Source organism: Streptomyces asoensis, from assembly GCF_016860545.1.
GTDB lineage: Bacteria > Actinomycetota > Actinomycetes > Streptomycetales > Streptomycetaceae > Streptomyces > Streptomyces asoensis.
In genome coordinates, this window is the sequence record NZ_BNEB01000003.1 from 354,805 (window position 1) to 377,586 (window position 22,782).

General features: G+C 68.6%; 22 protein-coding genes. 17 read left to right on the forward strand and 5 right to left on the reverse strand.

The window, feature by feature from the left end; translation table 11 throughout:
• Nucleotides 1-47 precede the first annotated feature (47 nt).
• From Saso_RS14350 to Saso_RS14360, 3 genes are all read left to right on the forward strand, one after another.
• Nucleotides 48-1,574, forward strand: a complete 1,527-nt coding sequence (locus tag Saso_RS14350; protein WP_229901040.1) for an MFS transporter — start codon at nt 48-50, stop codon at nt 1,572-1,574.
• An 86-nt stretch (nt 1,575-1,660) separates the two neighbouring features.
• Nucleotides 1,661-2,416, forward strand: a complete 756-nt coding sequence (locus tag Saso_RS14355; RefSeq protein WP_189918233.1) for a hypothetical protein — start codon at nt 1,661-1,663, stop codon at nt 2,414-2,416.
• The gene (locus tag Saso_RS14360) at nt 2,409-2,798 is read left to right on the forward strand and encodes a GntR family transcriptional regulator (protein WP_189918235.1); all 390 of its coding nucleotides are present in this window, start codon (nt 2,409-2,411) and stop codon (nt 2,796-2,798) included. Before Saso_RS14355 ends, Saso_RS14360 begins: the two co-directional genes overlap by 8 nt.
• On the opposite strand, the gene Saso_RS14365 is transcribed toward Saso_RS14360, so the two are convergent.
• Complete coding sequence (locus tag Saso_RS14365) at nt 2,795-3,586, reverse strand: class E sortase (protein WP_189918566.1); 792 nt, start codon at nt 3,584-3,586, stop codon at nt 2,795-2,797. The genes Saso_RS14360 and Saso_RS14365 overlap by 4 nt on opposite strands.
• Nucleotides 3,587-3,940: 354 nt before the next feature.
• Between Saso_RS14365 and Saso_RS14370 the strand changes: the two genes are divergently transcribed.
• The 7 genes from Saso_RS14370 to Saso_RS14400 all read left to right on the forward strand — a co-directional run bounded on the left by Saso_RS14370 (nt 3,941) and on the right by Saso_RS14400 (nt 13,825).
• Nucleotides 3,941-5,416: a glycoside hydrolase gene (locus Saso_RS14370; RefSeq protein WP_189918237.1), complete on the forward strand. Its 1,476-nt coding sequence runs from the start codon at nt 3,941-3,943 to the stop codon at nt 5,414-5,416.
• Nucleotides 5,417-5,491: 75 nt separating this feature from the next.
• On the forward strand, nt 5,492-6,511 hold the full coding sequence (locus tag Saso_RS14375; protein ID WP_189918239.1) for an SEC-C domain-containing protein: 1,020 nt from the start codon (nt 5,492-5,494) through the stop codon (nt 6,509-6,511).
• Nucleotides 6,512-6,980: 469 nt separating this feature from the next.
• Entirely contained in the window at nt 6,981-8,534 is a 1,554-nt protein-coding gene (locus tag Saso_RS14380; RefSeq protein WP_189918241.1) for an ATP-binding protein, read from the forward strand.
• 56 nt (nt 8,535-8,590) lie between these two features.
• Nucleotides 8,591-11,584, forward strand: a complete 2,994-nt coding sequence (locus tag Saso_RS14385) for a Z1 domain-containing protein (RefSeq protein ID WP_189918243.1) — start codon at nt 8,591-8,593, stop codon at nt 11,582-11,584.
• Nucleotides 11,585-11,595: 11 nt separating this feature from the next.
• Entirely contained in the window at nt 11,596-12,558 is a 963-nt protein-coding gene (locus tag Saso_RS14390) for a NaeI family type II restriction endonuclease (RefSeq protein WP_189918245.1), read from the forward strand.
• Between the two features lie 12 nt (nt 12,559-12,570).
• Nucleotides 12,571-13,317, forward strand: coding sequence for an NgoMIV family type II restriction endonuclease (locus Saso_RS14395; protein WP_189918247.1), 747 nt, complete (start codon nt 12,571-12,573; stop codon nt 13,315-13,317).
• A gap of 13 nt (nt 13,318-13,330) precedes the next feature.
• A complete protein-coding gene (locus Saso_RS14400; protein ID WP_189918249.1) occupies nt 13,331-13,825 on the forward strand; it encodes a very short patch repair endonuclease in 495 nt (164 codons plus the stop codon).
• Here Saso_RS14400 and Saso_RS14405 read toward each other — a convergent pair whose 3' ends face one another.
• On the reverse strand, nt 13,826-15,052 hold the full coding sequence (locus tag Saso_RS14405) for a DNA cytosine methyltransferase (RefSeq protein WP_189918251.1): 1,227 nt from the start codon (nt 15,050-15,052) through the stop codon (nt 13,826-13,828). It lies immediately after the preceding gene.
• 161 nt (nt 15,053-15,213) lie between these two features.
• On the opposite strand from Saso_RS14405, the gene Saso_RS14410 reads away from it, so the two are divergent.
• Nucleotides 15,214-15,963 (forward strand): HNH endonuclease, encoded by a 750-nt coding sequence (locus Saso_RS14410; protein ID WP_189918252.1) that lies wholly within the window; start codon nt 15,214-15,216, stop codon nt 15,961-15,963.
• Here Saso_RS14410 and Saso_RS14415 read toward each other — a convergent pair.
• Entirely contained in the window at nt 15,960-16,592 is a 633-nt protein-coding gene (locus tag Saso_RS14415) for an ATP-binding protein (RefSeq protein WP_189918254.1), read from the reverse strand. The genes Saso_RS14410 and Saso_RS14415 overlap by 4 nt on opposite strands.
• Before the next feature lie 217 nt (nt 16,593-16,809).
• Here Saso_RS14415 and Saso_RS14420 point away from each other — a divergent pair, with 217 nt between their 5' ends.
• Nucleotides 16,810-17,655, forward strand: coding sequence for a helix-turn-helix domain-containing protein (locus Saso_RS14420; RefSeq protein WP_189918256.1), 846 nt, complete (start codon nt 16,810-16,812; stop codon nt 17,653-17,655).
• Nucleotides 17,656-17,853: a DUF397 domain-containing protein gene (locus Saso_RS14425; RefSeq protein ID WP_189918258.1), complete on the forward strand. Its 198-nt coding sequence runs from the start codon at nt 17,656-17,658 to the stop codon at nt 17,851-17,853. It begins immediately after the preceding gene.
• Nucleotides 17,854-17,876: 23 nt separating this feature from the next.
• Here Saso_RS14425 and Saso_RS14430 read toward each other — a convergent pair whose 3' ends face one another.
• Nucleotides 17,877-18,281 carry a nuclear transport factor 2 family protein gene (locus Saso_RS14430; RefSeq protein WP_189918260.1) on the reverse strand — a complete coding sequence of 135 codons (405 nt, stop codon included), beginning with the start codon at nt 18,279-18,281 and terminating at the stop codon, nt 17,877-17,879.
• A gap of 79 nt (nt 18,282-18,360) precedes the next feature.
• Between Saso_RS14430 and Saso_RS14435 the strand changes: the two genes are divergently transcribed.
• Nucleotides 18,361-19,005 (forward strand): hypothetical protein, encoded by a 645-nt coding sequence (locus Saso_RS14435; protein ID WP_189918262.1) that lies wholly within the window; start codon nt 18,361-18,363, stop codon nt 19,003-19,005.
• A 21-nt stretch (nt 19,006-19,026) separates the two neighbouring features.
• Here the strand turns inward: Saso_RS14435 and Saso_RS14440 are convergent, their stop codons facing one another.
• Nucleotides 19,027-19,872, reverse strand: coding sequence for a helix-turn-helix transcriptional regulator (locus Saso_RS14440; RefSeq protein WP_189918263.1), 846 nt, complete (start codon nt 19,870-19,872; stop codon nt 19,027-19,029).
• Nucleotides 19,873-20,057: 185 nt separating this feature from the next.
• On the opposite strand from Saso_RS14440, the gene Saso_RS14445 reads away from it, so the two are divergent.
• The 3 genes from Saso_RS14445 (at nt 20,058) to Saso_RS14455 (ending at nt 22,735) form a co-directional block, all read left to right on the forward strand.
• Nucleotides 20,058-20,765: an SDR family NAD(P)-dependent oxidoreductase gene (locus Saso_RS14445; RefSeq protein ID WP_189918264.1), complete on the forward strand. Its 708-nt coding sequence runs from the start codon at nt 20,058-20,060 to the stop codon at nt 20,763-20,765.
• A 162-nt stretch (nt 20,766-20,927) separates the two neighbouring features.
• On the forward strand, nt 20,928-21,581 hold the full coding sequence (locus tag Saso_RS14450) for an RNA polymerase sigma factor (RefSeq protein WP_189918568.1): 654 nt from the start codon (nt 20,928-20,930) through the stop codon (nt 21,579-21,581).
• The gene (locus Saso_RS14455) at nt 21,578-22,735 is read left to right on the forward strand and encodes a CU044_5270 family protein (RefSeq protein ID WP_189918265.1); all 1,158 of its coding nucleotides are present in this window, start codon (nt 21,578-21,580) and stop codon (nt 22,733-22,735) included. Before Saso_RS14450 ends, Saso_RS14455 begins: the two co-directional genes overlap by 4 nt.
• Nucleotides 22,736-22,782: the final 47 nt, after the last annotated feature.

The following is a 22,782-nucleotide window of genomic DNA, read 5'->3' on the forward strand; positions in this document are numbered from 1 at the left end:
CCGCTGTGGGTTCAATGAACGAACCTTGGGTGCTAGCGTACGGAGGCATGAGCAGGTTCAATGACCGAACTGAAGACGTCACGGCACCGACGGCCACCGCGGGAACGCCCGCCACCCCCGGCTCACCGACCCTCACCGCGGACCGGGCGGTCACGGAAGCGGCGGGTCCCGGGGCCGGGCAGGCGGCCGGGCAGACCCGGGCGGAGCCGGACGCCCCGGTGACGTCGGCCCGCCCCCGGGCCACGCTCGCCGTGACCAGCGCGGCCACCGCCCTCGCCCTGATGACCTACACCGCCCCGGCCGTGACACTCGTGGACACCGCCGCCGCCCTGCACACGGCACCGTCCGCGCAGGCCTGGCTGCTGAACGGCACCCCCCTCGGCCTGGCCGCGGTCCTGCTCGTCGCCGGCAGCCTGGCCGACGATCACGGCCGCCGCCGGCTGTTCGTCTCCGGCACCCTGGCCCTCGCCCTCACCACCTTGCTCGGCGCCCTGGCGACGACGACCTGGCAGTTCACGCTGGCCAGGGTCGCGCAGGGGGCGGCGAGCGCGGCCCTGCTCGCCAGCAGCCTCGGCCTGCTGGTGCACGCCTTCCCCACCCCGCGCGGACGGCTGCACGCCACCGGCGTGTGGGGCGCCTTCGTCAGCGGAGGCATCGCCCTGAGCCCGCTGCTCAGCGGCGCGCTGCCCGGCTGGCGCCCGGTCTACGTCCTGCTGGGCGCCGCGACCCTGCTGGTCGCCGCCGTCGCGCCCCGCGTACTGACGGAGTCCCGTTCACCGCGCGGCGGCCGGCCGGACCTGCCGGGCGCGGCGGCCTTCGGCGCGGCGACCGTCGCCCTGATCGCCGCCCTCACCCTGGGCCGGGACGGCTGGCTGCGGGCCCCGGTGGGGCTGCTGCTCCTCGCGTCCGTCGCCCTGCTGGCGCTCTTCGTGCTCGTGGAGCGGCGGGTGGCCACCCCGATGATCGACCTCTCGCTGCTGCGCGACCCGGCGTTCGTGGCCTCCTCCGCCGGCGGTCTGGTGACCGGCCTCGCGGTCATCGGCCTGTTCAGCTTCCTGCCGACGGTGCTCCAGAAGGCGCTGGGCCTGTCCCCGATGGACACCGCCTGGCTGTTCCTCCTGTGGTCCGGCCTGTCCTTCGTGGTCGCCCTCCAGGCCCGCCGCCTGGCCGGCCGTGTCCCCACGCGCGTGCAGCTCGCGCTCGGTTTCGTCCTGCACGCGGCGGGCGTCCTGACCCTGCTCGGCTCGGTGGACGCGGGCTCCTGGCACCGGATGCTCCCGGGGCTGGTGGCCGCGGGCATCGGCAGCGGCCTGCTGAACGCGGCGCTGCCCCTGCTGGCGGTGGAATCGGTACCGGCGGCGCGGGCGGCCATGGGGTCCGGGGCGCAGCAGACGCTGCGGTACGTCGGCTCGTGCGCCGGTGTGGCCCTGACGATCGCCATCGCCACCGGGACGGGCGGCGGACTCGCCCGGGGGACGGACCTGGCGATGGCGGTGTCGGCGGGGCTGGCGCTCGTCGGAGCGGCGGCCGTGCTGGGCGCCCGCCGGAAGCAGCCTCTTGTATCAAGTGATTGACACAAGATCCGACTCCCGGGCATCTTGTACTCACCATCTTGTACTCACCACTTGATACAAGTACTCGTGTGCACCGGGGGCCCGACATGCTGGACACCGTCCCACCCGAGCGTCTGCTCGCCCGCGCCGACCTCTGCGCCCGCTGGGCAGGCCTCGCCCTGGGCGCCGTGGTCGCCCAGCGGGTCGCGGTGCGCGACAGCGACGACGTCGCGATGACCTTCCTCAGCGCCGTCACCGCGTTCGGGCTGTGCGCCGTCGGCGGCGTCCTGCTCGGCGACTCCCTCACCCCGGCACCCCTGGAAGCGGTCCGCACCGCGAGCCTCGCCCCGCGCCGGGTCCGCGACCATGTACCGCCCCGGATGGCGCCGCTGCTGCTCTTCCAGTCGGCCTGCCTCGTCGTGCTCCTGCTCATCGGGGTCGTCGCGGCCTCCCCCGACTCCATGGGCCGGGCGGGCCGCGCCGTCACCGTCACGTGCGACGGCGTGACCAGACCCCTGGGACCCTGGCCCGGGCTCCACTTCGCCACGCCGATGCTCGCCTCCATCGCCCTCGGCACCGTCGCCTGCGGATGGGCCCTGCGCCGCATCGCGCACCGGCCCGGCGGCAACCAGCAGCGCCACGACCGCTCGTGGGCGATCACCGCGGCCTGGGGACTGCTGGTCTCCAGCCAGCTGCTCCTCGTCCTCGCGATGATCGGCAGGGTGCTGTCCCGCACCACCTGCGCCGGCATGCTGGGCAACGTCACCGCCCTGGTCATCTACCCCCTGGGCCTGGTGACCCTGTTCAGCCTGGGATGGTGCCTGTTCACCATCGTCATGCCCAGGGCCGTCGGCGATGAGTGAACCCGCGGTCCGCGTGGACACCACGAGCCAGGTGCCGCCGTTCGAGCAGATCCGCGCCCAGCTCGCCGCCCTGATCGTCACCGGCCGGCTCACCGAGGGCGAACGGCTGCCGACGGTACGGCAGTTGGCCTCGGACCTGGGCCTGGCTCCAGGCACCGTGGCCCGCGCCTACCGGGAACTGGAGGCCGCCGAGCTCATCCGCACCCGGCGCGGCGCGGGCACCAGGGTGGCGGCGCCCCCGTCCGAGCCGGCCCGGCCCGACCCGGATCAACTCGCGACCCTGGCACGCGACTTCACCGCCTCCGCGCGAGCGCTCGGCGCGGACACCGAGGCGGTGCTGACCGCCGTCCGGGAAGCTCTGGACGAGGGGACGCGGCCCTAGCCGCGGGACCGGGTCGCGACCAGCCTCCCCCACACCACCATGCGGTAGCGCGAGGTGTACTCGGGCGTACAGGTGGTGAGGGTGAGGTAGCGGCCGGGCGCGTCGTACCCGTAGGCGGGCTCGGTGAGGGAACGCGGTACGGGCCGGATGACACCCGCGTCGCGGGGCGAGGTCCGCGGCAGGATCTTGTCGACGACGTACGTGTAGGTCGCGCCCCGGGTCTCCACCTCCACCTTGTCGCCCTTCTCCAGGCGGTCGAGGTACCGGAAGGGCTCGCCGTGGGTGTTGCGGTGCCCGGCCACCGCGAAGTTGCCCTCCTGACCCGGCTGCCGGGTCCCGGCGTAATGCCCGACGTACCCCTTGTCGAGCACCTTCTGCTTGCTGGTGCCCTCGGCGACGGGGACGCGCAGACCGAGCCGCGGGATCCGGAGCACCGCGTAGGCCTGCGACAGACGGGGCGCACCGGACGACGCCCCCGCCCCGCTCCCGTCGCCCGCCCGCCCGGACGCCGGACCGGAACCGGCCCCCGCCCCGGAGCCGGAACCCGGAGCCCCGCCGGAACCACCGCCATCGCCAGGGTCGTTCGCCCCACCGCCCCCGGCACTCCCCCACTCCCGCTCCAGCGACTCCACCCGCCGCTCGGCGCCCTCCCTGGCCTCCCGGTTGGTCCACCACAGCTGGTGCACCACGAGCAGCAGCACCAGCACACCGGCGGTGACCAGCACTTCGGCACCGCCCCGGAGCGCCCGGCGGTACCGGGCGCGCCGCCACCGGGTGCTGTGCCGCACGACGGGGACACGCCGCCGGAGAGGAACACGCCGTACGAGGGGATTCCGCACGCGGGCACGATAGGCGGAGGGCGCCGAGGTCTCCAGACGTTCGCCCCCTCGAACCCGGCCGCCCCCTTCCTCCACAGGTTTGAGAAAGGGCTGTCATAACTCTCGACAACACCGAGGGCCACACCCGATGCTTCGTGACGCACCGACGCACCGACGGGTGGACGCACCGACGGGCGGACGCGTCCGGGCTTTCGCACTGAGGCAGGGACACACCGCACCGCACACGCACCAGGTGCACCGACGCACCCGACGACGCCGGCCGGGACGACCGGCGCTCGTTCGCTGTCACGAAGCGGAGAAGTCATGATCCGACGCAGGACACTGCTGGCGGCCACGGGCGGGGCGCTCTTCACGGGCGCCCTCGCGACGGGCACCGCCCACGCCGACGCGACGATTTCCGTCAACCCCTCCACGACCTACGGGACATGGGAGGGCTGGGGCACCTCCCTCGCCTGGTGGGCGAACGTCTTCGGCGCCCGGGACGACTTCGCCGACATCTTCTTCACGACCAAGTCGGTGTCCTACAACGGCAGGACGCTGCCCGGCCTCGGCCTCAACATCGCCCGCTACAACCTGGGCGCGTGCAGCTGGAACTCGGTCGGCGGCACCACCATGGCGGCCTCCGCCAACATCCCCGCGTTCAAGCAGATCGAGGGCTACTGGCAGGACTGGAACAACGAGGACCCCACGTCCTCCGCCTGGGACTGGACGGCGGACGCGACCCAGCGCGCGATGCTCCAGAAGGCCGTGTCACGCGGTGCGACGACCGAGCTCTTCGCCAACTCCCCCATGTGGTGGATGTGTTCCAACCACAACCCGTCCGGAGCCGCCGGCGGCGGCAACAACCTCCAGACCTGGAACTACCGCCAGCACGCCTCCCACCTCGCGGCGGTCGCGCTGTACGCCAAGTCGAACTGGGGCGTGAACTTCGCGACCGTCGACCCCTTCAACGAGCCGTCGTCGTCGTGGTGGACGGCGACCGGCACGCAGGAGGGCTGCCACATGGACGCGACGGTCCAGTCGGCCGTACTGCCCTACATGCGCAGCGAACTCGACAAGCGCGGACTGACGGCGACGAAGATCTCGGCCTCGGACGAGACGAGCTACGACCTCGCCCGCACCACGTGGAACTCCTTCTCGTCGACGACGAAGGGGTACGTGAACCGCGTCAACGTGCACGGCTACCAGGGCTCGGGCGGCCGCCGCGACCTGCTCTACGCCGACGTGGTGACCACGGCCGGCAAGGCGCTGTGGAACTCGGAGACGGGCGACAACGACGGCACCGGCCTGACGATGGCGAGCAACCTGCTCTACGACTTCCGCTGGCTGCACCCGACGGCGTGGGTGTACTGGCAGGTCATGGACCCGTCGACGAACTGGGCGATGATCGCGTACGACGCGAGCACGCTGGCGGCCGGCGCGGTCACCACCAAGTACTACGTGATGGCCCAGTTCAGCCGTCACATCCGCCCGGGCATGACGATCCTCGACACGGGCGTGAGCTACGCGGCGGCGGCGATCGACAAGACGGCGAAGCGGCTCGTCATCGTGGCCGCGAACACCTCCTCCTCGGCCCAGACGCTGACCTTCGACCTCTCCCGCTTCACGACGGTGACCGGCGGCTCGTCGGGCCTCGTCCCCCGCTGGAACACGGTGACCAACGGCTCCGGCGACCTCTACACGGCCCGCTCGGACACCTACCTGAGCGGCAAGACCATCAGCGTGCCGTTCGCGGCGGGCGCGGTCCAGACGCTCCAGGTGGACGGGGTGACGATCTAGGGAGCACGCCAGGGGGTCGGCCCCTGGCCTGCACCTATCTCCTTTTTGTCAGCGGCGGGCAGTACGGTGTCGTGCATGCGCCCCGACACGCCTGCCGAGAACGTCGACCACACCGCCGAAGCGGCACGCCTGGAGCGGACCGCCGGCCTGTACCCCGAGGACGCGGAAGCCCTGCTGCTCCAGGCCGCCGCCCACCTGGAACTGGCCGGCGACCGCCCCGCCGCGACGACCCTGTACGACCGCCTCCTCTCCTCCTCGGAGGGTCCGCGGAACCTGGAGAACCCCCACCTCGTCCGCGCCCTGAAGGCCTCCAACCTCTGGGAGTACGGCCACGAGGCCGAGGCCAGGGCGATCATCGACGGCATCCGCGCCACGGCCCCCCGTGACCCGGCGCCCTGGGTGATCGTCGCGGAGGCGCTGGAGTCCCACGACGAACTGGAGGCGGCGCAGAAGACGTTCACGGAGGGCGCGACCCTGCTCCTGGCGGACACCACGGAGCCCCCGCACGCCGCCCACCCCCTCCTCTTCGGCCGCCACCGCGTACGCCGCATGCTGGGCGCGGCCCACGACGACTGGGACGTCCTCGCCGACACCCTCCACTCGTCCGCCGTCTCCCTGGACGAGCTCCACGACCCCAAGCGCGTCTGGTCCCTGGGCTCGGACAACCCGGCGGAACTGGAGGCCGAGATCTCGCGCCTGCGCGCCGAGCTGGGCGCCTACCGGGAGGAACTGTCCCGCCCGTTCCCGGTGGCCGTCCTGCACTGGCCGGCGGCCGAACTGTCGGAACTGGTCACCGCGTACCCGTCACTGTCCACGGAGTACCCCTCCCACGAGGAGCACCTGACCGGCATAGAGGCATCCCTGCGCGAGCTGTCCGCCTCCGGCACGGGCAACCTCGGCATCGTCACCGGCACAGTCCCCTCCTACGAGGCCTTCGCCGCCTCGGAGGGCACCACCCCGTCCGACACGGACCTGCTCCCCCAGTACGCCACGACCCTCGCAGCCCGAGGCCGCGCAACGGGCTGGCCGCCGGAGCGGGGGGCGCTTTGCTGGTGCGGGTCGGGGACCCAGTACCAGGAGTGCCACGGGGCGTAACCAGCTCCGGCCGCGGATTGCGGCTCGGCCTGACCAGAGACGCAGCAGCAGGAGCAAGACCACGACGAGGCGCCCTGAGCGGACTTCGGTACGTCAACTGCCAGTTCAGCGCGGTTGCCTGGCCCGGCAACCGCGGGGCCTGGCATGACCGCCGCAGGTTCCCTCCACCGAGGTACGGGCTCCTCAGTCTGGTGCGCCGCCCAGGTCCAAGTCGGCGTCCAGTCTCATGCAGACGTGCCCTGACGCAGTCACCACGTCACATCAGCAGTGATGAGCAAATCAGCATAAAGATAGACACGAGAGAAACATCTCTGGCCAAAGCTGTTGACAGATAAGGGACTTATCGCCCCCGTTCGCCATCCACCTCCCCCTATGTCCAACCTTTGCAGTACGGTCACACTCCACTGTCTGTTGTGTGTATGGGGCTGCTACTTGTGGAGCAGCCCCTGACCTGTGCATTTGAGGAAGCATGCCCTACGAGCCCGGCGCCAACTGGCAATACGACGTCCCCACAACCGGCAGCACTCATCTGCCGCCTGACGCTGGTTACGGTAAGGCTCTGACCAATCAGGGCTATGGCTTCGAAGTGGCCGTCGCCGACCTCATCGACAACTCCATCGATGCCAAAGCCGACGAGATCGTCGTGCACTTCCTGCGTGATGCCGACCGGATCCTCACCCTCCTGATCGTCGATAACGGCGAAGGCATGGACGAAGCGGGCCTGGACAGCGCCATGACCGTGGGCCGCCGCCGCGACTACGGCGAGGGCGCTCTGGGCCTGTACGGCACGGGCCTCAAGGCGGCTTCCCTCTCTCACGCTTCATCCCTGACCGTGGTCAGCCGCACGAGGCGCAGCCGGTCCGCTGGACGCCGTCTCACGGCAGAGGGCATAGAAGACGGCTTCCGCTGCGACACCGTGGACCCCCGGTATGCACAGGAACTGGTGGACCGCTACGACGGCATCATCGAGTGGCAGGGCACTGTCGTGCGGTGGGACAACGTGCGGGCCTTCGAGACGGTCGGGCGCGGCCAGAGCGATCAGTTCCTGTCGAAGGCGATCTCCCGGCTTGAGACGCATCTCGGCCTGTACCTGCACCGCTACCTGCAACGCGGCCTCAAACTCGACATCGCGGTGTGGGATGTGAGCAGCAGGGAGAACGAACTCGGCGAGGAAGTGGACCACATCGCCGTGGAGGCTCTGGATCCCTTCGGCTACAAGGTGCCGGGTAAGCCGGGGTACCCCCGGAAGTTCACGGCTTCCGTAGAAGGCCTGGGCGATGTGAACCTGACCGCTCACATCTGGCCGGCCAAGTCCAGGCAAGCGGGATTCCGCCAGATCGGGGCTCTCTCCGAGAGGCAGGGCTTCTACTTCTACCGCAACGACCGCCTCGTGCAGGCCGGAGGCTGGAACGGCTGGCGGAACCCCGAAGGGCACCTTGTGCTCGCCCGGGTCGCGATCGACCTCCCGTCTCGCGAAAACAGCGTCTTGAGTCTCGATGTAAAGAAAGAGAAGGTCACCGTCACCCCCGCCTTCACCGAAGGCATCGAGAAGGCCGTGGACTCGAAGGGCCGCATCTTCCGGAGCTACCTCGCCGATGCCGAGTCCGCCTACAGAGACGGCTCACGGCGCAACGAGATCGTCCGCAAGCCTGTCACTCCACCAGGCAAGGGCATGGATCCCAAGGTCAAGCGCGTCATCAAGGAAGAGCTTCCTGAGAAGCCGGGCGAGGATCCGATCGCCTTCATCTGGAGTGCGCTTCCCTCTGCTCAGTTCTTCTCCCTTGACCGCGAGCGCAATGCGGTCATCCTCAACAGGGCCTACCGGGACGACTTCAACGAGGGCCGACGCGGCGGCTCCAATGACGCCCCCGTCACCAAAGCACTGCTGTATCTGCTGCTCGAAGACTGCTTCGGACTCGGGCGGTGGGAGCGGACCCGCCAGGACCGTGTGGACTACTGGAACACCATCCTCCTGGCCTCGGTGGAAGTGCAGCGTGAACGGCGCACGCAGGTCACTTCCTGACGCAGCGGGTCACCGGCTCCTGTTTCACCCACTGCTACCTGACTGAGGAATCCCACATGGGCGACATCGACGCGACCGCTCTACTTGAGATCCACACCTCCGCACTCGCAGGCATGGGGACCAATCCGCGATCCTTCGCGAACTGGGCCAATGTCGCCGCCGAGGACTATCCGGACGCGGACCTGAGCGAGGAGGTGTTCCGTACACAACTCGTCAGCGGCGGCGAGGCGCTCAAGGCTCTCTGGAGCCGGCATCTCACTGCCTGGGACTTTGCCGAGGCCCCTCAGTGGGCCCCCGCCATCCCCGCACGCACCGACGAACGGCGAACGGCCGCATACGACCGGCTCCGCTTCGGAAGTGACCTTCGGAAGGCGCTGGATGCAGTAGTCCCCGTGGCGAAGATCCCGGGCCCCACGGTGATCACTCGAGACTTCACGCCGTGGTACACCCCGGAACGTGCTGCGGCCCGCTCCTTCTACTGGAGGTCCTACGAGCAGAAACTCCGCTCAAAGGGCTGGTCCGAAGCCGCCGTTGCGAGCCTGGACGAGGCCAGCCGGGCTGTCGTCGAGCGTCTCACCGACCCCGAGCAACCAGCGGCCCGGCAGGCGAAAGGTCTGGTCGTCGGTTACGTCCAGTCAGGCAAGACGGCAAACTTCACTGGTGTCACAGCCAAGGCGATCGATGCCGGCTACCGCCTCGTCATCGTCCTCGGAGGCACGCTCAACTTGCTGCGTGCTCAGACCCAGCGCCGCCTCGACATGGAATTGATCGGGCAGGAGAACATCCTGAGAGGCGCTGACATAACGGACCTGGACTCCCTGGTAGGGATCGACTACGTGGGAGACGACGATTCCGACTGGCCTGAATTTGTTCAGCATGGCGGCCGCCCGTCCGTCCTGGGCGCCTTCGATATCGAACGCCTGACGACTCGCGACAACGACTACAAGAGCCTGGCACAGGGAATCCGTGCTCTTGAATTCGAGAAGCGCGAGCCGACCCGCCCACTGCATGATCCAGCGAACCTTCACCATACTGCCGCTCGAGTCCTCGTCGTGAAGAAGAACAAGTCCGTACTGACTAAGCTGGTCAAGGACCTCAAGCAGATTCATGGCCTGCTCGGAGAGCTGCCGACTCTGATCATCGACGACGAGTCCGACCAGGCGTCCGTGAATACCCTGGACCCGAAGAAGTGGGAGCAGGGGAGCACCGAGCGCACAAGTATCAACGGGCTGATCTCCCAGCTCCTGAAGCTTCTCCCGCGGTCGCAGTACGTCGGTTACACAGCCACTCCCTTCGCGAACGTCTTCGTTGATCCAGGGGACGATGAGGACATCTTCCCCAGCGACTTCGTGATCTCCCTGCCGCGCCCCATTGGCTACATGGGCGCCCAGGACTTCCACGACCTGGATTCGGCGATCCCGCGGGAGGAGCGCACCTACGCCAACTCGCAGGAGAAGGCACACATCCGCGACATCTGCGAGTCCACAGGCGACCGTCTCCAGGAGGCCCTGGACGCCTTCGTCCTGTCCGGTGCACTGAAGCTGTACCGAGCCGATCACGGCGTGCATGACGGGCCGTTCCGCCATCACACGATGCTCGCCCACCAGTCGGTACGCAAGGACGACCACGCGGATCTCGCGCTGCTCATCAATTCCATGTGGCATCAGGCGGGATACAGCTCGGCGGCCGGGCACGAGCGTCTTGCGGCTCTGTGGGCCTCGGACTTCTCCCTGGTCAGCGATGCGCGTGCCGCAGATCTGCCTGCACCTGCCAGCTATGAGGCGCTACGCCCCTACGTGAACGCGGCTCGCCAGCGCATCGGCTCCGGTGGCCAGCCCGTCATCGTGGTGAACGGGGATTCCGATCGCTACTTCGACCAGTTGAACCTCGACTTCGACCGGACACCTCACGTCTGGAAGATCCTTGTCGGAGGTACGAAGCTCTCTCGCGGCTTCACCGTGGAAGGCCTGACTGTCACGTATTACCGGCGTACCACCCAGCAAGCAGACACCCTGATGCAGATGGGGCGCTGGTTCGGATTCCGGCCTGGCTACCGGGACCTGGTTCGGCTGTACATCGGGCGGGAGGAGCCGTTCGGCCGCAACAGGTACGCCGATCTGTACGAGGCGTACGAGGCAATCTGCCGCGACGAGGAGACGTTCCGGGAGCAGCTGGCACAGTACGCCGTCGCGGTGGACGGGATGCCCCAGGTGACACCGGCCCAGGTGCCGCCTCTCGTAGCCCAGCACCTTCCCTGGATCAGACCCTCTGCCCGCAACAAGATGTTCAACGCGGAGCTCGTGGAGGTGAGGTCCCCCGGCCGTCCCATCGAGCCGGCTTCCTATCCGGTAAGTCACACGGTGCTCAAGCGGAACACTGAACGCTGGCGTCCTCTGCTGAACGCGCTCGGCACGGAGCCGACTGCGTTCACCAATCCGCCGGACAGCTCCAGCACGCTTCCGAGGACCTTCGAAGCTCTGACCGGCACCATCTCGCACAGCGAACTGGTCAGTGTGCTGTCCCAACTCGAGTGGGAGCGGCCCGGGCACTTCGATCCTCATCTGACCTACCTGAGCCAGCTCGACGGCACCCTTGCCAAGGTGGACGACTGGCTTCTCGTATCCCCTCGCCTGGCTGCGAACAAGCGCGTCGAGGCTCGTGTGCTCGGTTCGCTGCCGCTGTCCCTAGTCCGCCGGACCCGGCAGTCCGGTAAGACCTCGTTCGGCCGTATCGCCAGCGTCGAGCATCGCGCTGCGGCACAACGTCTCATCGACGAGGCGTCCTCCTCGGCGGAGGCTCGTCCTCACCGGAATCCCAGCATCGGACCCACCACAGGAGTCATGCTCCTGTACCCCGTCGTTGAGGGCGACAGCCATGCCGACGTGCACGCGGTCGTGCGGAACGGGACGGCAGACCCCTCGAAGATCGTGATGGCCTTCACGCTCATTCCACCGGCATCGGCCGTCGACTCAGACCGTCGTCTGGTGCGCTTCCGGGCCAGGGATTCGCGGCACAGCGGCGCCGCTACTATTCCGGTTAGTTCGTCCTGAGGGGGATCCGCTTGCTGCCCATCGACGTCTACGCGGCACCGAACATCACTCCAGCCGAAGAGCTGAGGGGTGATACCGAGCTCTTGGATGTACACGCGAAGCTCATGGGAATGGAGAACTCGCGAGATCGCTTCGCAGCCGTGTTGCGGGACACCATCGATCAGCTGCTGAACGGTGAGGTGACGGGTCGCTACGACTGGGCAGATCTGTTCAAGACAGAGAGAACGCACGCCGGAACTCTCGTCGAGATCAACTTGCAGCGCGAGTTCAAGTTCGCCGACGGGGAATCCATGGACTACCGGATCGCCGGCGTTGATGTGGACTGCAAGTACTCCCAGAACTTCGGCGGCTGGATGATCCCCCCAGAGGCCAGAGGACACCTCTGCCTTCTCGTGTGGGCCAGCGACTACGAGAGCCGCTGGAGTGCCGGATTGTTCCGGGTCCGGGAGGAGTGGCTGAACCAGGGCGGCAATCGCGATGCCAAGCTCACCGTGAAGGCCAGACACCGGGACAAGATCCTATGGCTGTGGCGCGATGCCGTACTTCCAGAGAACGTGCTTCTCCACATGAGCCCGTCCGACTGCACAGCGGTGTTTGCTTCGCAGTCCGGGCAGCAGCGGCTCAACGAGTTGTTCCGACGGGCCGAGAAGCGGCTGATAAGCCGCAATGTGGTACGAACCGTGGCTCAGCAGAAGGATTACATGAAACGCGTTCGGGGCAACGGAGGTTCGCGTTCAGCTCTGAAGCCCGAGGGATTCCTCATCATGGGCGACTACGACAGCCACCGCTCGGTAGCGGAGCAGCTCGGCCTCCCGAAGCCCGGCGAGGGAGAGTTCATCAGCGTGCGAGTGGCCAAGCGCCGCCCGCACCATCGGGACGCACCGCACGTGGTCCTTGATGGCGACGCCTGGGTCATTGCCACTGCCGACGACTCTCCTGAGGCCGCGCCCTCACTTCCCTCCCACACGAAGTAGGAACGCGCAGAAATGAGTGCATCGTTCGCAGCCCAACTGCTGGGCTGGAAGAAACTCGACTCCGGACAGGTCGTCCCTAACAGCGCCGACAGCAGCAGCGACCCATCGAAGGCCCTGGCGCGGGAAATCCTGGATTGCCTGGGCGTCGTACCGGAAGTCGTCCTGCCGGACACCCCGCGAAATCCGGGCCCAAGACTTGAAACGTCGGTGAGAAACGACCTTGCAGAGGTCCTGCCGAAGGCCGATCCGTCCCGCACATGGCAGGTAGATCACCAGAAGGTGATCTCCGATTTCTCTCAGTACATGCACTTGGGGAAACTGAAGCAGGCGGTACTCAGGAATCCTGTCCTCAGCGCTGACCTCGGCCTTGATTACCTGATCAGGCCGGATGTCACAGTAGGAACTTCACACGCTCCCGGCATCGGTTCATTTCTCCACGCAGCCGTATCATGCAAGTGGACGATTCGCTCTGACCGCGTCCAGAACATCCGGCATGAGTTCTTGCAGATGATCAGGCACCGGCGTGGCCGCCTACCCCACCTGATGACCGTGACGGCTGAGCCGATGCCCAGCAGGCTCGCCGCTATCGCCAGAGGAACCGGGGAGGTTGACGCCGTTTACCACATCGCCTTCGAGGCATTGCAAGAGGCTGTGGCGGCTGCTGGCAGCAAACAGCAGAAGAACGACCTGGCCGAGATGGTGGGGCAGGGGCGCCTCAGGCCATACGAAGAACTAGCCACAACACTGGTGAGCTGGTAAGAGTCAGTGCGCTATGAGTAATCCTTCAGGGCCAACTGAACCGGCAGGCGAATGGAGTCCCCCCGCGGGCTCATGGGCATCCTCCGCAGCGCGCCGCCGGAACATGCAGGCCATCCGGAACAGGGACACCAAGCCGGAGTGGCTGATCCGGCGGCTGGTGCACGCCCGGGGGCTGCGCTACCGAGTGGCCGCGAAGCCGCTTCCAGGGCTTCGCCGGACCGCTGACATGGTCTTCGGGCCCGCGAAGGTCGCTGTCTTCATCGATGGCTGCTACTGGCACGGCTGTCCCGAGCACTACGTACCGCCGAAGACCAATCCGGGCTACTGGTCAGACAAGGTCGCCCGGAACATGGCCCGCGACCGGGACACCGACCAGCGCCTGGAAGAGGCGGGCTGGACGGTGCTCCGGTTCTGGGAACATGAGCCGTCGGAAGACTGCGCTCAGCGCATTGCGGCCGAGGTCGAGCAGCGCCGTAGCGAACGCCGCAAGGCGCGGGAGGGCCTCTGATCAGCCCTGCTGCTGGTCACGCTCTCTAGCCGCCTTCAGTACATCCATGATCGACTTCCCGACGGCCCTGGCTACGGGCGGCGGGAACGCGTTTCCGATCTGGCGGTACTGCGCCGTCTTCCCGCCCGAGAAATCCCATTCATCCGGGAAGCCCTGGATGATTGCGGCTTGCCGCACGGTAAGCATCGGCCCGTCGGGACCGAAAAGGTCTCGGCCCTCCGACTTCTTCTCGGCGCATTTGTCGATGTCGTTGGCGACGCCCAGCCCGGAGACGCCGAGCTGCTTCCACGCTGCCTTTGCACGGCTGGGACCAAGGTCGGCACCCCCGTGCTTCTTCGATCCACCGACGAGCGTGGGAGCAATGCCTCCGCCCCTGCCCTGGCTCCTTAGTTCGGCGTCCCGGTCGCTGGCTTTCTGAAGCCACCGGTCGAACCTCTCCTGAGCAAGATGGGAATGCTCACCGTCGGCATACCGCCCGTAGCGCTCACGCATGGACGGCTCGAGGGCCTGCGCGACGCTGACCGGATCCTCGTGCGTGGGCGTAGGCCACTCGTACTTGAGGTCCTTGATGACGTCATCCCGGAGCGCGACGAGGATGGCGCGAGGCCGGAGCTGCGGAACTCCGAAGTCGCTGGCCTCCAGGATGCCCCACTGGCAGACGGTGTAGCCGAGCCCCCTATCGGTGACCAGCTCGCCGTCAGCAGCCCGGTAGGTACCGCCCTCAAGCCGTGCCGTGATGTAGTCACGGTAATCGGAGAACTTCGGGTCCATGATCCCCCGGACGTTCTCGATCATCACTGCCCGCGGGTTGAGGATCTCGACGAGTTCCAGCATGCGCGGGAAAAGGTCACGCTCGTCGTCCCGGCCGAGCTGCTTGCCGGCGTGGGAGAACGGGGGGCACGGAACCCCGCCGGCCAGCAGGTCGAGATCGCCCTGCCTCAGCAGTTCCGCTCCCTTGACCAGGTCCCTGAAGGGCTCAAAGTCCTTGACGTCGGCCGACAGGACATCGCAGTTTTCCCGCTCCCACGACCAGACCTCATGGTCGTCGATATTCAGCTTGAGCGTCTCTACCGCGTGCGGATCGATCTCGACCAGAGCGAGGTGACCGAAACCTGCCTGATGCAGACCGATCGCCTGGCCTCCCGCACCGGCACAGATCTCGATCGACGTGAACTCGGGCTTCGGCCGCGCTGTCGCAGCGCCATCGGGTTCCTTCATCAGGGTCATGCCCCCTCCTTACAGCCATGCAGCGGCAGACACACTTTGCAATCCACCATCACCGAGGGTGACAGACCCCACTGACAACGAGACTTCACCAAGTGTGCAGTACACCCCGCGGTTCGCTGAACACACTCTCCACCACACCGAACACTCATACGATATGGCCCATGCGGATACCTGCGTGGACTGAGGACGAGCTCCTGCTCGCCGGCGCGCTCGTCGTGAAGAACGGCTGGCGGGAGCTGCGGACCCACAACACGGAAGTACAGGATCTTTCGGAGCTGCTGCGCTCTCTGCCCATCCACGGGCCCGAGTCCCTCGCGCTGCCCAACTTTCGGTCCCCCGACAGCGTCAGCCGCAAGACAACCGACTTCATGACCAATCACGGCCGGTACACCGGCCGGGCTACCCGGTGCGGCAAGCCGACGCTGCTCATGATCGATGCCTTCACAGAGCGTGAGGCCGAGATGCTTCAAGCGGCCCAGGCTGTCGAAGACGGAATCGGCTCTGGTGAGCTGCATCTCATCCCACCGCAACCCGATGAGGTCGACGAGACGGGCAGCAGCGCCATCGAGGGACGCCTCCTCGTCCGCCGGGCTCTTGCCCGTGAGAGGAACCCGAAGCTCCGCGCCCAGAAGATCAAGCAGGTGCGGCAGCGCGAGGCCTCGCTGCGGTGCGAGGTCTGCGACTTCGACTTTGCCCGCGCCTACGGGGATCTGGGTGAGGGCTATATCGAAGTGCACCACGTCACTCCCCTTCACATATCCGGTACGCGCGAGACCAGGCTCGATGACCTGGCCTGCGTCTGCGCGAACTGTCACCGGATGTGCCACAGGTGCCGTCCTGGTGAATCCTGGCGCACTCCAGCCGCCCTCCGGGAGCTGATGGGCAAGGCCGGGCCCGGGGACCGCCACTAGGCCGCGTCCGCCTCGGCCTCGTAATGCATCTGCGCACGGTCGAGGATGTCGTCGGGGTCGTGGCCGCGAGCCGCAGACCAATGGAGCAGATCGGCGATCAGTGCGATCGCTGACTCCGCGAGGCCGGTGTCACGCCTTCGCCCCCGCAGCGCACCACCCTGCTCGGCGCGCTGATAGCCCTCCAGCGCCGTCACAGCCCGCTCCATGCGTCGGCAGCCGGCTCCTGGGCCCGCGGCGATCTCACACCAGACCGCCTTGCCCGCCGCTGTCAGCACGGTGCCCCAGTCGGCTGCCAGCGATGCCAGCAGGTGCAGGCCGCGGCCGCACACATCGTCGCTTCCCGTGGTCTTCTGCGAGGGCAGCGTTCTGCACTTGTCATGGACTTCGAGGCGCAGCCGCTCCCCCGTCCACTCGAGGATCAGGGCCGCCGACGCGCCTTGACCGACGTGCTTGACGACATTGGTCGCCAGCTCGGTGACCAGCAGCTCCACCTCGTCACGCTCGACGGACACCCCCCACTGGCTCAGCTGTCTGCCAGCAGCCTTCCGGAGAAGGCCCACCTCCGCCGGGGCCGCCTCGAACGGCAGGACGCAGCGGACCCGGGGTTCAGTGACCATGCAGCCCGACATGGCTACTCCTCACTTCAAAGCCACGCACGTGCTGCGCCCGCCGTGTCCGTACGGCTGCACTGCGTAGCAATCCGCCTACGAGCATGGCACGGAGAAATCTCGCTATGTAACTTCTCACGGGAATCGATCGAGTGAATCCGATGGTGGGGCTCGCTCGCAGCTGCCTAGCCTGTTGAGGTTTCCGGGCCCGCCGCCCGGTGGTAGGCGAAGGAGCCGCATGTCTGAACGGACCACCACCCGCCGCCGTCAACTGGGCGCCATGATGCGCAAGTTGCGTGCCCGCAGGGGGATGACCCTGGAGGAGGCCGGACGGCTCGTCGGCGTCTCCAAGGCGACGGTCAGCCGGTACGAGACCCAGGCAGGGCCGGTCAAATGGCTCGTCGTCGACGCGCTCTGCCGTGAGTACGGGGCCACTGACACTGAGCGCCGGGCCGTCGTCAACATCGCCAAGGACGCCAAGCAGCAGGGCTGGTGGAGTTCCTTCGCCGACTCGATTCCGGAGAGCATGAACCTGCTGCTCACCCTTGAGGACGAGGCGGTGCGGGAGAGCCACTTCTCGTGTGTCTACGTGCCCGGTCTGCTCCAGACACGCGCCTACAGCACCGCGTTGCAGAAAGCCAACGAAGTTCCCCTGGATCAGGCCGAGATCGAGCGTCTGGTCGGCATCCGTATGAAGCGGCAGGAGATCCTCGTCCGCCCGAAGCCGCTCCGCCTGTGGGCCATTCTCGACGAATCCGTGATCCGCCGCGTAGTCGGATCACCTCAGATCATGCGGGAGCAGCTCGACCGGCTGCTCGAGGCGAACGAGTCACCTCACATCACCTTGCAGGTACTGCCCTTCTCCCAGGGCGCCCACGCCGCAGCCCTGGGCAGCTTCGTCATCATCGGAGGGTCGGAGCCGGCACTGGACGTGGTGTACGTCGACTTCCACACCGGCTCCCTCTTTCTGGAGAAGGAAGAGGAACTGGAGCGCTACAGACTTGCGTTCGAGTACCTCCAGGCACAAGCGTTGGACATGGAGGCCTCCTCCGCCATGATCCACCGTGCCCGCAAGGAGTTGTGAATGTCAGCCGGACCGCAGCCTGACTCCGAGCCCGTCTGGTTCAAGTCGTCGTACAGCGGCGGCAACACGACCGAGTGCGTGGAGACGGCCTTCGTGGCCGCAGGTGTGCTGGTCCGGGATTCCAAGGAGCCGGGTGGCCCCCGTATCCAGATGTCGGCCGAGGCATGGCGCAAGTTCCTGGTTGCCTGCGCGCGGTGAGCACCGAAGGCTGATGCGCGGGGTCAGTCGTCGTAGTAGGCCCTGGCCACCGCGTGTGTGTCCTCGTAGAGGTGGTAGCGGGTGATGCGGCCGTTCTCGACCGTGGTGTGCAGGGCGAACGCGGTGTCGATGTCCCGGCCCGTCTTCCTGACCTCGGAGACCATGCGTCCGAGGAGCACCACGTCGTCGCCCTCGGCGATGACCTGACGGAGGTCGAACTCCTTGGCCCGCACATGGGTCCCGAGCAGTTCGAAGAACGTCCGCATGCCGTCCGCCGAGTGGACCTCCGGTACCCACGGGATGCCCGGCGGGTGCGGGATGGAGAATGACACCGAGTCGGCGAACAGCGCCGCCGCCTCCGCACTCTTCCCCTCCGCCAGCAGCGGGAACAAGCGTTGCACGGTCTGTGCCGGTGACTCTGCTGTCATGGGGGCCGACCCTACCGGCGGCAGGGAGCACCCACTACCGGGGTGCGCGGTGCGTCTCGGTGAAGGTGAAAGAGGTCGCATGGGGTTCTCGGGGCACGTGGTCTTCGCTCGTGGCGAGCGGCCTCTGCTGGACGCGCCGGTGTTCGACGGGCTCGGCGCGGAGGCGAAGCGCGCCGTGCATGCGTGGCCGCCTCGGCCCGGCGGCTGGCAGACCCTTCAGTTCGATCACGGGGTCTGGGAGGACGCCCTCCTGGGCGCCCTGGTCGAGTGGTCCGGCGCCCCGGTCTGCGCCGCCGATGTGTCCGACAGCGACGTCGCCCTGGTGACCGGGGTGGACACCGGTGACCGCCGTTGGCAGGCATGGCTCAACCTGGACCTGGCCGCCGCGCTCCTCGTCGAGGAACCCGAGGACGTGGACGACACGAGCCTGTGGGCCGTCTCGGACGAGTTCGCCGCCGCCCTGAGCCGCAAGCGCGCCGAACTCGACGCCGAGGTTCCCGCCGACGCCGAGGGCGCCCGCGCGTGGGCCGCTGCGGCCGGCGTTCCGGCCACCGCCGAACAGTCCCGGGTCGAACAGTCCCGGGTCGAGGAGCTGCTGCGGTCCCACGAGACCTTCGTCGAGGACCTCTTCGACCTGCTCCTCGACGCGTTGGGGTTTCCCCAAGCCCACGACGAAGACGAGGACGAAGACGAACACGGAGACGAAGACGGCGCTCAGGACTGAACTGCGCGGCCGAGCGGGGGGTCAGCTCGTGTGGGGGTCCTCGATCAAGGGCTGGGGACCTAGGACCGCCAGCAGTTCCAGGCGTTGTGCGTCCGCCGTGCCCGGTTCGGCGGTGTAGACCATGATGCGCAGGTCGCTGCCCGCCACGGTGAGGACGTCGCAGTCCAGGGTCATCGGGCCCACCTGGGGGTGGTCGATCGTCTTGCGGGAGGCCTCGTGGTGGCCCACGGTCCCGGCGTCCCAGAGTTCGGCGAAGCGGGCGCTCCCGGCGCGCAGTTCCGCGATGAGCCGGCGCAGGTGCCGGTCGGCCGGGTAGCGGCCCGCCGCCGTGCGCAGATCGGCGGTCACCGCGGTCTCCAGCGCCCTGCGTGACTCCGGCGTGTGGCGGACGCGGTCGTTCCCGCCGAGGAACGCCCGCCGGGCGCCGTTGCGTTCACGGCCGTGGCGTTCGCCCATGAGCGCCGTGTAGAGGGGGTTGGTGAGCAGGAGCGTCCACGAGGCGTCCGAGACGGCCACCGGCGTCGCCGTCAGACGGTCCAGCATGCGGTGCACGCTCGGCGCGATGTACGCCGGTACGGTGCCCCGGCCGGGCGGTACGAGGCCCGCGGTGCGGAAGAGGTGTTCGCGCTCGTCCGGGGAGACGCGCAGCGCCCGGCCGAGGGCTTCCACGACCTGTTCCGACGGGTTCCGCGCCCGGCCCTGTTCGAGGCGGGTCACGTAGTCGACCGAGATGCCCGCCAGCATCGCCAGTTCCTCGCGGCGCAGGCCGGGGGCGCGCCGGTGGCCGGCCGAGGGCAGCCCCGCCGCCTCCGGTGCGACGCGGTCCCGCCAGCGTCGTACCGTACGCCCGAAGTCCGTGGTCGCCATGTCCCCACTGTGCACCGCCCGGCCGGGGTCTTCCTGGTACCCGTGGTCCCAGGAAGACGGGGCTCCTGGCTGCCCGGCCCCGTCGGCAGCAGCCTGAAGGCATGACAGCGAGCACGAGCACGGATACGGATACGGATACAAGCACGAGCACGAGCACGAGCGCGAGTCCGAGTACGCACAGGGCCGTGACCAGGACGCTCGTCACCGGGGCCAACAAGGGGCTCGGGTTCGAGACCGCCCGGCGGCTCGTCGAGGCGGGGCACCTCGTCTACGTCGGCAGCCGTGACGCGGAGCGCGGGCGGCGGGCCGCCGAGCGGCTGGGCGCGCGATGGGTCCGCATCGACGTCACCGACGACGCGTCCGTCGAGGCGGCGGCCAGGAGCATCGAGGCCGACGGCGGACTGGACGTGCTGGTCAACAACGCGGGTGTCGAGAGCCGGGGCGCCGGCAACAGGGTGATCGGAGCCGCGGACGTGACGGCCGGGCACCTGCGCGAGGTGTTCGAGACGAACGTCTTCGGCACCGTACGGGTCAGCCACGCCTTCCTGCCGCTGCTGCGGCGCTCCCCGGCGCCCGTGATCGTCAACGTCAGCAGCGGTCTGGCGTCGCTGACCCGGGTGTCCGACGAGGGAACGCCCGCGCACGCCTACCCGGGGGTCGCGTACCCGGCGTCCAAGACGGCCGTCAACATGATCACCGTGCAGTACGCGAAGGCGTTCCCGCAGATGCGGATCAACGCGGTGGAGCCCGGCTTCACCAGGACCGACCTCAACGGGAACACCGGCGTGCGCAGCGTCGAGGAGGGCGCCGAGATCATCGTCCGGATGGCCCGGGTCGCTCCCGACGGGCCGACCGGCCGCTTCCTGGACGACGAGGGCCCGCTGCCCTGGTAGCCGCTGCGGACGCGGTCCGCGGGGAGGCCGGCGACGACTGAGCGAGATGTGAGCGGGGTGTGAGCGACGCCACGGGAACTGCCTCCCCGTGCCCGGAGAGGTAGAGGTGTGAGGTCCATCAGAGAGATCGCAGAGGCCGGGGACGACGATGACGACGGCCGGTTGCGCGGGCGCGTGCGCAGCGGGGAGCGGGCGGCGTTCGCCGAGCTCTACGAGTCGTACGCGACGGCCGTGTACAACCACGCCCTCCGGCTGACCGGGGACTGGTCGGTGGCCGAGGAGGTCATGTCGGAGACGTTCCTCGCCGCCTGGCGCGGGCGGGGCGGGGTGGCTGTCGAGGGCGGGTCCCTGCGGCCGTGGCTGTTCGGCATCGCCACCAACAAGGCCCGCAACGCCGACCGGGGCCTTCGGCGACGGCTCGCCTTCCTAGCCCGGCGGGCCGGAACCGGCGACGGGGCCGAGCATGTCGTCGGTGACTTCGCCGAGCAGGTCGCCGGGCGGATCGACGACGCCCGCAGGCTCGCCGAGGTGCGGCGGGTGCTCGGGCGGTTGCGCCGGCACGAGCGGGAGGTCATCGCGCTGTGCGTGTGGGGCGGGCTCGACTACGCGCAGGCCGCGGAGGCGCTCGGGGTGCCCGTGGGGACCGTGCGGTCGCGGCTGTCCCGGGCGCGGGCCCGGCTGCGGGAGATCGTCGAACGGGAGAGCCCGGAGCCGGGACGCGCCCCGGGAGGCCGGACGGAACCCCGCCCGCGTCGCGGAGAGGTAGAGAGTGAGACCGCGTTCGCGGTCCTGCCCCTTCAGGAGGAAGCCCGATGAACTCCACTCCGGTCGGACCCGAGCGCGAGCGACTCGAAGAACTCCGGGAGCTGGAAGGGCTGTTGCCCACCGCTCCCGCCGAGCAGGTGCTGCCTCCCGGGCGTCGCTCCCATCACAAGGACGTTCTGATGCAGCTCATCGACAGCGACTCCGCCGACGCGGACGGCACCGCCGACGACGCCGCAGCCACCGCCGCCGGCAGGGGTGCAGCCGGCGGTGGCGGGGGTCCGGCGCCGTTGCGCGGCCGTCGGTTCTCCCGGCCCGTGCTCGTCGCCGGGGCCGTCGCCGCCGCGCTGGCCGCCGGGCTGACCGTCGGACTCGGTCCGCACCAGGACGGCGGGGGTACGGCCGCGCCCGGTGCGAGCGGCACGGCGGGCGGCGCCCACGGCAGCCGCGGTGCCGTCGCGACCCTCGGCCGGATCGCCGCCGTCGCCATGCGGACGGACGTGACCCCCGTGGGCGACGGCCAGTTCGTGTACGTACGCAGTACGGGGGCCGAGAACGACGGCGTCTTCGACGGGCGCGTCAAGCTCGGGAAGATGCACGAGCGGCAGGTGTGGTTCTCGCAGCGGCAGGGTCCCGTGACCGACGTCGGGCTGATCCGCGAGTTCGGGCAGGACTGGCCGATCGAGGTCGGTGTGCCGGACGGTACGGACCCGGCGGACTCCGCGGTACCGGCGGGCGTCGACCGGCCCACCTACGCCTGGCTCGCCTCGCTGCCCACCGACCCCGACGCCCTGCTGGAGCTGATCTACGCCGACACTCCCGCCGAGAAGGGGGAGGACAGGGACCAGGCGGTGTTCGACCGGATCGGCGATCTCGTCGGGGAGCAGATCATGCCGTCGGCGACGGCCGCCGCGTTCTACCGGGCCACCGCCCGGATCCCCGGTGTCACCGAGGTCGCCGACGCGGTGGACGCCGCCGGGCGGCACGGCATCGCCATCGCCCGCGAGGACACCCGGCACGGGACCCGCACCGAGTGGATCTTCGATCCCGGCACCCTCGGCTACCTCGGGGTACGCACCGTCTTCAGCCGCGACACCGAGCGGGCCAGGGCGGGGACGGTCTACAACACGAGCGCGGTCCTGGAACGGGCCGTGGTCGACCGACGAGGCCAGGAACCGGGCGAACGGCGCCGCGCCGGACGGGGCTAGCCGGGGCGCGGCGACCGGAAGGCTGTAGCGGGTCGAAGCCGAGGCGA

Coding starts and splice junctions, on each gene's coding strand:
- Saso_RS14350 (WP_229901040.1), top strand. CDS start 48: ATGAGCAGGTTCAATGACCGAACTGAAGACGTCACGGCACCGACGGCC.
- Saso_RS14355 (WP_189918233.1), top strand. CDS start 1,661: ATGCTGGACACCGTCCCACCCGAGCGTCTGCTCGCCCGCGCCGACCTC.
- Saso_RS14360 (WP_189918235.1), top strand. CDS start 2,409: ATGAGTGAACCCGCGGTCCGCGTGGACACCACGAGCCAGGTGCCGCCG.
- Saso_RS14370 (WP_189918237.1), top strand. CDS start 3,941: ATGATCCGACGCAGGACACTGCTGGCGGCCACGGGCGGGGCGCTCTTC.
- Saso_RS14375 (WP_189918239.1), top strand. CDS start 5,492: ATGCGCCCCGACACGCCTGCCGAGAACGTCGACCACACCGCCGAAGCG.
- Saso_RS14380 (WP_189918241.1), top strand. CDS start 6,981: ATGCCCTACGAGCCCGGCGCCAACTGGCAATACGACGTCCCCACAACC.
- Saso_RS14385 (WP_189918243.1), top strand. CDS start 8,591: ATGGGCGACATCGACGCGACCGCTCTACTTGAGATCCACACCTCCGCA.
- Saso_RS14395 (WP_189918247.1), top strand. CDS start 12,571: ATGAGTGCATCGTTCGCAGCCCAACTGCTGGGCTGGAAGAAACTCGAC.
- Saso_RS14400 (WP_189918249.1), top strand. CDS start 13,331: ATGAGTAATCCTTCAGGGCCAACTGAACCGGCAGGCGAATGGAGTCCC.
- Saso_RS14405 (WP_189918251.1), bottom strand. CDS start 15,052: ATGACCCTGATGAAGGAACCCGATGGCGCTGCGACAGCGCGGCCGAAG.
- Saso_RS14410 (WP_189918252.1), top strand. CDS start 15,214: ATGCGGATACCTGCGTGGACTGAGGACGAGCTCCTGCTCGCCGGCGCG.
- Saso_RS14415 (WP_189918254.1), bottom strand. CDS start 16,592: ATGTCGGGCTGCATGGTCACTGAACCCCGGGTCCGCTGCGTCCTGCCG.
- Saso_RS14420 (WP_189918256.1), top strand. CDS start 16,810: ATGTCTGAACGGACCACCACCCGCCGCCGTCAACTGGGCGCCATGATG.
- Saso_RS14425 (WP_189918258.1), top strand. CDS start 17,656: ATGTCAGCCGGACCGCAGCCTGACTCCGAGCCCGTCTGGTTCAAGTCG.
- Saso_RS14430 (WP_189918260.1), bottom strand. CDS start 18,281: ATGACAGCAGAGTCACCGGCACAGACCGTGCAACGCTTGTTCCCGCTG.
- Saso_RS14435 (WP_189918262.1), top strand. CDS start 18,361: ATGGGGTTCTCGGGGCACGTGGTCTTCGCTCGTGGCGAGCGGCCTCTG.
- Saso_RS14440 (WP_189918263.1), bottom strand. CDS start 19,872: ATGGCGACCACGGACTTCGGGCGTACGGTACGACGCTGGCGGGACCGC.
- Saso_RS14455 (WP_189918265.1), top strand. CDS start 21,578: ATGAACTCCACTCCGGTCGGACCCGAGCGCGAGCGACTCGAAGAACTC.